The 10,885-nt window shown below is 60.6% G+C and carries 4 protein-coding genes; 1 reads left to right on the top strand and 3 read right to left on the bottom strand.

The genetic code is table 11. The features are described 5' to 3' along the window. Nucleotides 1-170: 170 nt before the first annotated feature. Both NN5_RS06170 and NN5_RS06175 read right to left on the bottom strand, forming a co-directional pair. Nucleotides 171-8,366 carry a GH36-type glycosyl hydrolase domain-containing protein gene (locus NN5_RS06170; RefSeq protein ID WP_245656277.1) on the bottom strand — a complete coding sequence of 2,732 codons (8,196 nt, stop codon included), beginning with the start codon at nt 8,364-8,366 and terminating at the stop codon, nt 171-173. Beyond that, nucleotides 8,366-9,424, bottom strand: a complete 1,059-nt coding sequence (locus NN5_RS06175; protein ID WP_083835221.1) for a universal stress protein — start codon at nt 9,422-9,424, stop codon at nt 8,366-8,368. The genes NN5_RS06170 and NN5_RS06175 overlap by 1 nt, the downstream gene beginning before the upstream one ends. A 386-nt stretch (nt 9,425-9,810) precedes the next feature. Here NN5_RS06175 and NN5_RS27435 point away from each other — a divergent pair, with 386 nt between their 5' ends. Next, nucleotides 9,811-9,984: a hypothetical protein gene (locus NN5_RS27435; protein WP_505765570.1), complete on the top strand. Its 174-nt coding sequence runs from the start codon at nt 9,811-9,813 to the stop codon at nt 9,982-9,984. A 239-nt stretch (nt 9,985-10,223) separates the two neighbouring features. On the opposite strand, the gene NN5_RS06180 is transcribed toward NN5_RS27435, so the two are convergent. Further along, nucleotides 10,224-10,885: methyltransferase family protein (locus tag NN5_RS06180; protein ID WP_217998609.1), on the bottom strand; the 662-nt coding region annotated here is incomplete at its 5' end.

Genomic DNA, 10,885 nt, shown 5'->3' on the forward strand with positions numbered 1-10,885 from the left:
GCGCTGTTCACTGGCTGCTTTCATTTGTTGTCTCCATTTGTCTCCTGCGATCCGGTGAAGCCTCTTGCCTTCCTTGTCGCCAGGACTTCCCGTTGCTGACTCCAACAGATTGCACCTGCTCCGCGCTGCACGACAAAGGCGCGGTCACAGGATCGGCCGGCGCGGTATTCTCAAGTCGCCAGTCGCGCCCTGACTTCGATCTCAGCGCCATCTGTCGGGAATGGGATACCGTCTGTCCCCCGGCGCACGCCATTGACGGTGAGTTCCACGTTTCCACGCCCCAGATGATCGGGATCGTCGACGTGCACCGAAATCGTGCCGGCGGGACCGCGCAAAACGGCTCGGAAGCCGCCCCACGAGGGAGGAATGGACGGTGCAATCGTCAGGTGGCCATCGACAAGTCTCAAGCCCAGAATGCCCTCGACAGCTAGACGCCACGCCCATCCTGCTGCCCCGGTATACCAGCTCCAGCCGCCGCGCCCGCTATGGGGGTCGGCAGCAGAGATATCGCCTGCGACGACATAGGGCTCGAGCGCATAGCGTTCCGCCTTTGCCTTCTCGTCGGAGCGTCGAACGGGATTGATCATATCGAAGATGGCGAACGCCTTATCGGACTCCCCTTGTTCGGCAAACGCCATGCCAAGCCAGGCGGCGGCATGCGAATATTGCCCCCCGTTTTCGCGAATGCCCGGCGGATAGGCCTTGATATAACCCGGATCGCGCGCGCCCTTATCGAAAGCCGGCCAGAGGAGGCGCGCCAGCTTGTGTTCCGAACTCACCAGTTCCCGCCACGCAGCGTCCAATGCCTGCCGCACGCGCTCTGGTTCAGCACCCGCAAAGGCCGCCCAGGACTGAGAAATGGAATCAATCCGGCACTCGTCATTGGTCGCCGAACCGAGCGGATGTCCTTCGTCATCATATGCGCGCCGATACCATGCGCCGTCCCATCCAGCTTCTTCGGCACGTTCTCGCAGTTCCCGCGCCCGCTCGGCCCAACGCAATGCGCTCATTCCTCGTCCGGCGCGCCTGCTGACATCGGCAAACAGGTCCGCAGTGACCGAGCCGAACCAGGCGAGCCAGATGCTCTCGCCACGACCCTCGCGACCCAATCGGTCCATTCCGTCATTCCAATCGCCGGCGCCCATGAGCGGCAACCCGTTGGAACCTGCGGTCAGCCCATGCTCCAGGGCCCGTTCGCAATGATCAATCAGCGGCCGCAGGGTGCCCGCTGCATCAAAGCGGGCGTAGCGGTTTTCCTCCTCAGGTTTGAGCGGCGGCGCATCCAGGAAGGGAATCTCTTCATCGAGGATGGTGAGATCGCCCGTCGCCTGCACATAGGTGCCGACCGCATAGGGCAGCCAAATGAGGTCGTCAGAACAACGTGTCCGCACCCCTCGATCCGAGGGCGGGTGCCACCAATGGAGGACGTCGCCCTGCGTGAACTGATGCCCGGCGCATTGGAGGATATGCGCGCGGGTTCGTTCTGGCTCGATGTGGAGCAGCGCCAGCACGTCCTGCAGCTGATCGCGAAAGCCGATTGCACCGCTGGACTGATAGAAACCGGTTCGGGCGAGCACCCGCGACGACAGGCTCTGATAAATAAGCCAGCGATTGACCATGAGATCGAAGGCGGGGTCGGGCGTGGACACTTCGACAGCACCCAGGATGCCGTTCCAGTGACGCTCAAGCGTCTGCAGGGCCTGTTCGGCCGCATGGGACGAGCTCCAGCGCCGTGCCAGTTCTCTTGCCGAGGCGTGATCTGCTCCTTGCCCCAGGACGAAGATGATTTCCTCGCTCGCGCCAGGAGCGAGCTCCAGATGAACCTGATAGGCGCCACACGGATCGCCTCCCGCCACGAGCTTGCCGCTCAAGCCCCAGCGTCGCAGTGCGTCCGGATCAGATGGGTCGCCCTCCGGCCCGAGAAATTCGCGACGATCGGTTGTGAACCCATGGGGAGGCCGGCTTGCGGTGAGAAACGCAACCCGTTCCGCGAAATCCTCATTCCAGCGATTCATGGCCAGAAGCGCCTGCGCGGCTGGATCATAATCACACACGATATGGGGCCGTGCGATGCTTGGGAGCGCTCCCAGCAGCCATTCGGCATAATAGGTCGAGGTGAGACGCCGGTGTCGGTTCTCAAGGTTGCAGAGTCGCAACCGGACGATTTTCACCGGAGCGTCCAAGGGAACGAACACCAGCATTTCCTGGTCCAGCCCGTGCGACTTCTGCGTCCATCGCGTATAGCCGGCCCCATGCCGCACTTGGCAAGCCGACGAATGCCCTGCGGGGGCAGGCGTCACGGTCCAGACCGAGGCCGTTTCTTCATCACGCAGATAGAGGGTCTCGACAGGCGGGTCCGACACGGGATCGTTTGTCCAGGGCGTCAGGCGGTTCTCACCGCTGTTGATCGCCCAACTGAAGCCCCCGCCGGCTTCGCTGACCAGTGTGCCGAACTCATCGTTGGCGAGGACATTGCACCAGGGTGCGGGCGTGGCTTCGCCAGGATCAAGGTGGATGACATATTCTCGTCCATCCGGCGTGAAACCGCCGAACCCGTTGTTGAAGCGAAGATCCTTCGGGCGTTCCAGCACATCAACGGCAGTCTGATCGAACGGAAGCGCTGCCCAAAAGCGCGGCAGCGATGGGGGCGCCTCAAACGCCGGAAACAGCTGGTCCTCCAGTGCCCCCCTCTGCTCATCAAGGATAACGCAGGCAGCGCTCTCCAGCAGTTTCACTTGGTCCGGTCCGATCTGGTCACGAAAGAGAAGGTGAATGCCGCCTTTGCGGCCAAGCATTTCCGTTGCACCGATCTGCCGGAGCAGGGCAACAACGTCGTCCCGGATCGGCTCGACATAAGCCGACCCACCAGTCTGAAGGATCACAAGATCGACCTGAAGCCCGTGCCGGCGCCATAGCTGATGGCCGCCGATCAGTTGTTGCGCCAGCAAGCCGCCGGTACCTGTGGTTCGCAACATCAAAATTGGAAGGTCGCCGGAGAGAGCCATTCCCCACAGATGCGATTGCCCTAAGTGGTTGGCGTTGAGCGTGGCGGCATCACCGCGCAGCGCTCCGTGCGGATAGACAAGGAGCGAGGCGAGCGCCTGTAGCGCCGGCAGGCTGGCGGACTCAATCTGGACACGCTCAAGGGCGCGCGCGCTCGCTCCAAGGGCGTCGTGCAATGCCCAGTTGACCGCAGCCAAGGTCGAATAGCGTTCCGCCAGGTCAACCGCGCCCTCTCTGGTCGCGGCTGCCACGGCCATGAAGCAGAGTTCGCGCGTCTCATAGGGCTGTAGTGTAACCCCGAGCTGCAGCGCCATGATCGGGTCCAAAGTCCAACCCGAGCTGTTAGAAAGAGCCATCCGCGCGCCCGGCGGGAAGCGCAAATCGCCGTTTCGGCCAATAAACCGGTTGCGGTCCGATTCATAGCCCAACGGCTGGACCGGACCTTGAGCATCGACCGCGAAGTGCAAGAGCAGGGGCGGCGTCTCATGTGGCGCGCGGGCGCGCCGGCGGAACAACAAACCACCCAAATGAGCGATATATTCGCTGCCAACAAACAGCTTGCTGAAAGCAGGGTGCCGCTCGTCATCCATTGGCGCACCGAGAACGACTTCGCCGTAGCTCGTCACACGCAATGCTCGCGCTTGGGGGCCTTCATTGACAAGCGTGAGGCGACGAACCTCGATGTCGTCGCCCGCGATGACTGCCACCTCGAGGTTTAGCACAATCCCGTGATCGCGTCGGTGAAATTCCGCCATGTGGGGATGAAAGGTGACGCGGTACTCCTCGGGCAGCGCTCCTGTGGGCTGTCGCGCCGCCGACCACAAGGCCCCGCTCTCATCGTCGGCCAGATAGATCCAATAGCCGTTGGCATCCCGCGTGCCATCGGCGACGAAGCGCGTGAGCGCGTTGTGGTGCCAGCGCAGGCCCCCGCCGCCGGCTTCCGAGATCCAGCTCGACAGGGGACCATTCCCCAGCAGGTGGACCTGCGGAAAGGCAGTGGCCGGCGGTGACGTCCAGGCTGCGGGAATCCGCAGCGGCGCCCCTCGTCCCAGGGGACGGTCGCGTTCCTCGAGCCGCTCCATCTCCGCAGGAATTTCGTGCGGAACGCGCTCGCTGAGCAGCAGCGAGACCGTCCGCATTCTCGGATCCGCAGTGAAGCGTTGCACAAGAATATCGTCGAGCAACACATTGCCAATGGAACTCAGAATCATTCCCTGGTGGTGTGCCATGTAGGCATGGACAGCGGTGAATTTGCCCTGCGACACTCGATCGGACGTGAAATCGAGCGCTTCGAAAAGACCGTAGCGGCCGCTGGCGCCAAGCCGGACGAGCTCTTTCAGATTGGCCACAGCTTGAGTTGGCGCGACGGGCAACCCAAGAGCCGACGCATAAGGAGCAATTACCATATCGCGACCAAGTCCCCGCTTCAGACCAAGCGCAGGCACTCCGAAGGCCTGGTACCGATAGTGATGTTCGGGATCTCGCGCGGAATATGCGGACTCGGAAATGCCCCAAGGAAGTCGGTGGCTTTCCCCATAACGTCGCTGGATTTCAACGGCGCGCCGTTCGCTCTCGCCGAGCAGCGTGCGTGTTCTCGAACTGAGCAACATGCGCGGCATCAGATATTCGAACATCGAGCCGTTCCAGGAGATCAGCAGAAGTCCGCCATCTGCCCGCGTCAGCGCACGGCCAAGATGAAACCAGTGTTCAACAGGCACATCACCCTTGGCGATCGCGAAAAAACTGGCAAGACGGGCTTCCGATGCAAGGAGGTCGTAATAATGTAGATCGGCTCGGCCGGAACTCGCATTATATCCGATCCGGAAGAGGCGCCGATCTTCGTCATAAAGAGGCTTGAATTCCATGGCATAGGCCAATTCGCGCGCCTGGTCGGCAAGGCGAAGGAGGTCATTGGCAGGTGCTGGGCTTGTTTCGGCATCGTTCCACATAGAGCGTGACTGATAGCGAAGCCTGTCGAGAAATCCGTGCAGGTCGCGCAACACATCCATTGGCGGTGAAGACGCAGCCTCGATCACTTTAGCCAGGGCGTGCTCGAGTTGCGGAATGCGAGTCTCGCAAAGTTCGCGAAGCCCGTTGGTCCAGCTTTCCGGCGCCTGTTTCAACGACATGATGCGGGCGCGGATGTCACTTGTCCATTGCCGCAAAGCCTCGCCGTTCCATCCCGCGGCCGTTTCGTCGAGCAGGTCGAGCACATCGACGAGGCCGTCCCAGCGTTGGGCTTCGAGGCGGTTTCCCTCGCACGCATTATGCAGCGCCTCCGCATAGGCAACCAGGCAGACTGCGAGATTTCCGCTGTCGACAGTCGAGACGTAGCGTGGCTCCAGCGACGCCAACGTTCTGGTATCATACCAGTTATAGAAATGACCGCGATAGCGCTCCATGCGGGCGAGCGATCCAAACAGGTTCGCGGTCCTCGCAGCCAGTTCTGTTCGTCCCAGGTAACCGAGATCCCAGGCCGTTGCAGTCGAAAGAAGCAGCATCCCGATATTGGTCGGCGATGTGCGATGGGCTAGCTCCTCGTGAGGAGCGCCTTGATAATTGTCAGGCGGCAGCCAATTGTCCTCGGGACCGGCAAAAGTCTCGAAATAAAACCAGGTCCTGCGCGCGAGCATCCGAAGAAAGGTTGTGTCGCCAGGCGAAAGCGGCTCGCGCTCCTCCTTGCGCTGCTGTCCAATGAACCAGGTGATTTCGGGCGCAACTATCCAGATGATGAGGAGCGGGAGTGCCGACAGGAGTGTGTCCGGCCGCATCACCACCAATCCCATGGCAAGTCCAACGCTGACCGTCGGGCCGAGCCACATCTGGCTCCAAATTCGCGCCCGGGTGCGGTGCGCGCGCAGGCGCGACGCCTCATGGGCTGCAGTCGTCCATTCGAGCAGTTTGCGACGGGTGACAAGCAGCCGCCAGAGCGTAAGCCCGATCGCCCGTAGCGACAAGAGAGCTTCGTGAGGCAGATAGACGATGGCAAGAAGCCAGCGCCCCGCCTGGTCACGAAGTTGCGGGAGCAGCCCGTGCGCCGACCCGCGCCGCTGCCCGCGCGCGAGCCCGCTGACCAGATCGGCGAATAGCTGTCCGGCCGGTGTGAAAAAGACAAGCAATGTCCAGAACCAGGCTTGTCCCGGAAGCACCAGCCACCCCGCCAGGGCAAGAAGGAATGTGGCTGGTGCCACAAGGCTACGGCGAAGATTGTCGATGATCTTCCAGCGATCAATACCCGAGAGCCGGTTCGCAACCTTTGTCCCATCAGCCGTTGGAACCTTGGGAGCAAGCCATGGCAAGAGCTGCCAGTCTCCGCGAATCCAACGATGCAGCCGACGCGCATATTCAAGATAGCTGCGCGGGAACCCTTCGTAGAGGACGATATCGGTCGCAAGCGCAACCCGGCCGTGCGCACCCTCAAACAGATCATGACTGAGAATAGCATTCTCAGGAACGCGAGCGTCAACGCTACGGTGAAAGGCCTCTACATCGTAAATACCTTTCCCGACAAAGATTCCGGCCCCGAACAGATCCTGATAGACGTCCGAGACCGCGCGGCTGTAGATATCGATCGACGTATCGCCCGTGAACAGACGCGCAAACAGCGTTCGCGAGCCACTCTGCGGCGATATTTCCACCCGCGGCTGGATGATCGAATAGCCGCTGGTGATCGCACCGGTTGCGGGGTCTATCTGCGCCCGGTTGAGCGGGTGCGCAAGCGCGCCGACCAGCTTGGACACCGATCCGGCCGGCAGGATCGTGTCGCCATCGACGGTAACGACGAACCGCACGCCGGTGGGACCGGGACGATCGCCAACATGAAGGGAAAAAGCCGAAGAGTCGCCGTCCACCAGCATGCGGTTGAACTGTTCGAGCTTCCCGCGCTTCCGCTCCCAGGCGAGCCAGCAGCCCTCGGCCGGATTATAGCGTCTGGGCCGCAGCAGCAGGTGGAACGGACCGCCGCCAGTGCCAGCATATCGCGCGTTGAGCGCGCGGACCCCCTCGCTGAGCGCCTGTTCGATGTCGTCATCGAGAGGGGTGTGCTCCGTATCAGCGTCAGCGAGATCGGCCAGCAGAACAATTTGTAGCATCGGATCAAGATTAGAGAGCCAATGAGTCTCCATTTGCTCAAGGAAGACTGGCACCTCGGACGCACGCGCAACAATCGTCGGAATGACGATCAAGGTCGGACAATCTCCCGGCAACCCCTCGCTGCAATCGAGCTTGTTGAGCACGCGCGGCGGGAAAATCCGCGTGATCGCCCAGTGAAGCAGAGTGATTGCCAGCACAGACGCCGGAATGAACGTCAGGGAGAGACCGCCGAGCCAGCCAGGAAGTCTGGAATCGATCCACCACAGGTAAGACGCGGGCAGAAACAGGGCGCCAGCCCAGAAAACGACGAGCGCCGAGAAGTAAAACAGGCCGGGACTTTCAAGCGCTGCATTTCGCCAGCGCCAATCCAAGGGGAGACGCGCGCCAAGTTGACGCCGGAACGCAGCGCGCCCGTCCCCGACAAGCCAATAGCCGACGTGACGTTGCGGCAGCTCGGCTTGCGCCGACTTCGCCGCATCGACTGCGCCCCGCGCAACCTCGGCTTCATCCTTCGCAGCATAGCGCGCAAGTTCCTCGACGACGCGCCGATAACGGTCGCGGCTTTGAAAATCCATTCGCTCATAGAAGCCTGACGGATCGGTTCGGAGAATCTCTTCGACGCAGCTGACCTGATCGAAGAAATCCTCCCAGGAAATCGCTTCGATGAGCCCAAGATTGGCGATCGCGCGCCCGACCTGCTCCGTCGCCTCGAGCGAATGCGGTTCGGTCGCCCAGTGTGACGGGCGAAACGGCACGGTCAGGCAATCGCAAAATATTTGCGTGAGCGTGGAAACGAGAATCTCGACGCAGGCGATACGAAGCATCGTGGGAAAAGCCCACAGTTCGGCAATCGATAGCGGTGACTTTCGCTGATAGCTCTGCAGAAATCGGACCAGAGTCCCCGAGGAGATCTGCATTCGTGTGAGACGCAGCAGGTGATGCGCGAGGACAAACACACGTGGCGAGGCTGCGCCCCCATCGTCAGCCAAAGCAGGCAACCGCTCGTAGAAGCTTGCGGGGAGATCCTGTTCTATCTGCCGCAGCGCACGGTGCACCTGATAGTCGTTGTCCAGCAGCCATTCGGCAGCCTTGCTCGCTTCGGGAGCAGCGGTCGTGCATGCCAGACGCGCATCATGCAGCCATTGAGCGACCGCGCCAACCTGGGACCAGGCCGGAATCGGTCGCGGGCTGGCAGTCGAGATGCGGTGTGTCTGGCTAAGCTCCTCAGCCGCGTGAAGGAGCGCCACGGATTCCGGTGAAACGTCTGCCACTATTGCGCGAGTTGACTGCGTCCCGAAGGCGCGAGACTCGGGCCTTCAAGAGTACGTTCTGCCGCGTCTATATGGAAATTTGGGCGAATGATCAGCACCGGGCACGGAGCGTGTTTCGCGAGATATTCAGTGACACTGCCGCATGCGACATCGCTGAGGTTGCTGTGGCCATGCGATGAGACGACGAGCAGGTCCGCATCGTGCTGAATGGCAAGACGACGCAGCCGATTACGGGGATCACCATCTGATTCCACGACGGCCCGGACGGCAAGGCCTTCGTTCAAGAGCCGTGTCCGCAGTCTTTCCAGATAGCTGCGCGCACGCGCCTCATTATGATCCTTGAGCCTGCTGCATAGCTCGCCAGAACCCGCATGAGGCAGACCATGGTTGATGGTTTCGGCTTTGGCAACGACATGGGTCAGGATCAGTTCGGCTCCTAGCGCGCGCGCTATGCTTTCGGCGACCGGCAGCACGCTTTCCGCTTGCGGAGAACCATCGAGCGGAAGGACCAGCCTTCGATAGGCTACCATCTCGGCGCCATCCGCCTCGCCGGGAATCAGCAGCAGCGAAGCCAAGGCCCGATCGAGAATTTTCTGCACGGTGCTACCCAGTCCCGTGGAGCCCTCTGTCTCATAGCTGCGCGTCGCCAATGCGAGCAGTGCCCCGGCATGGTCCTGCGCCCAGCCGTTGAGCTGCTGTGCGGGGGACCCGGTTAGCAGCAACCGGCCGATGTCCATCTCCGGGCCGCGTACCTCAGTGATGATCCGGTCAAGCCGCTCGCCGCATTCGTTCAGGTGAAGGCGCCAATCAAGAGGATCGGCAGGCAATTCGGCGTTGCGCTTCGATTCTGAAACGTGCGCAAATGTTACCGGCAAACCGAAGATGGCCGCCAGCGCCAGCGCATGTCGGGCAACGACGTGGCAGTTTGGATCATCGTCGAGGCAGGCCAGAATCTCGGAACGCTGTTTCTCAGCCCTTCTCATGGGTGGCAAACTATCGGGAAAGAAGGCTCGGATCGGTGCGCGGCCTGAGCTGCCATTGGTTTGGAAATGTGGCATCGGAACCTCCTTCCGGGCAGGAAAATGTCGATTTCAGACGTCCAAGCAGCAACCATCACTTGGGCGGCAATGATATACGCGAGATCACCTAACCTCGTCGGTGCCTGACATGTCCTCCGATGATGCTCCATCCAAAGCACGAGACGAAGAGCATGACCAGCAGCCAATCGATAGACGCGTAGCTCACATTAAAATTACAGTTCGGCTGCTGCAGTCTTCTCGGTGGCGCTAGCCGGCAGATAGCCGCCATGCCCGCGAACATCTCGTCTTCATCAGGACTGGCCTGACCAGGTATCCCCGGCGGACGGCGACAGATTAGGAACGGCACCGATGCACATATTGCAAAAACGTCAGTCGCACACGAAGCGGAGATGGCGGATTGATCAATAAACTTAGCACGTTTCGAAGCCGGTCTGGAACGCACGGGCGACCGGCTTGCGCTGGCTCTCGTAACCCTCGGACTATACATTGCCTCGTCGTTGCTCATGCAGCATAGCATCGGCCCGCGCATCCTGGGCATGCCCCTGCTCGCTCTGGCCGGCTATTTCCTCGCGCTATAGTATACCCTGCGCCTCTCGCGCGCGATTGCCCGATCCGGGCGCCTGTGACGGCTTTGCCTCCAGAGCAACCGCATTTTGTCCTGCGGCGGCTGTCGGCTCTCCAGTGCAAGAAAAGGAGTTGGCGGCGCGAAAATTGTCTGACGGCCACAGGTCTTTTACCAAAGTGCCGAGGATAGCACAGGCTGAGGTTGAACCGGCGACTTGGCAAACCAAAACCTTGGTAGACCTGGCTGGACTCGTCATTCTGACTGTGATCGAGCAATGAACTGTCGCCACTGGCGACGACCAGGGAAGAACATCGGGACCCGCGCCCTGTATACGCGATACTGCTCCCCAAACTGGTCAAGCATGCGCTGCTCTTCACGAAGGGAAAGCAGCGTGTAAGTGATGACAATGATAGGAAACAGCACAATAGAAAAGACCGTAGGCCAATGTACAACACCTTCTCCGAATAGGCCTATGAATAATCCGCTATATTGGGGGTGCCTGACAAAACTGTACAGACCGGTCGTCGCAAGCCTCCGATTCTCGTGCGCCCGATAGAGCTCCCGCCATCCCTGAATGAACAGGCCTATACCAACGAAAAGTAGTGCATATCCAAATATCATGGAGATCATCATGCCGGTCTCGCCCATACCAAGAAGCGTAGACCATAAATTGGCGTTCAGGTGACTACGGTCCAGATGAAAGAAGCGAACAAGCAAATAGATTGTCAGGGGAAAGCCATACATTTCCGCATACAGCGCAATGATGAAAGCCTGAACTAGCCCCGCTCCAGCCCATTCTCTCCACGTTTTCGGTGCAATATAGCGGTAAAAAAGCCAAGATGCGATCACGATCATGATGATCGCGAGCGCCCAGACCCCAGAATGTGCAAATGTTTCGTCCACGAACCTTCCCT

The organism is Novosphingobium naphthalenivorans NBRC 102051 (genome assembly GCF_001590985.1).
In the GTDB taxonomy this organism is placed as follows: domain Bacteria; phylum Pseudomonadota; class Alphaproteobacteria; order Sphingomonadales; family Sphingomonadaceae; genus Novosphingobium; species Novosphingobium naphthalenivorans.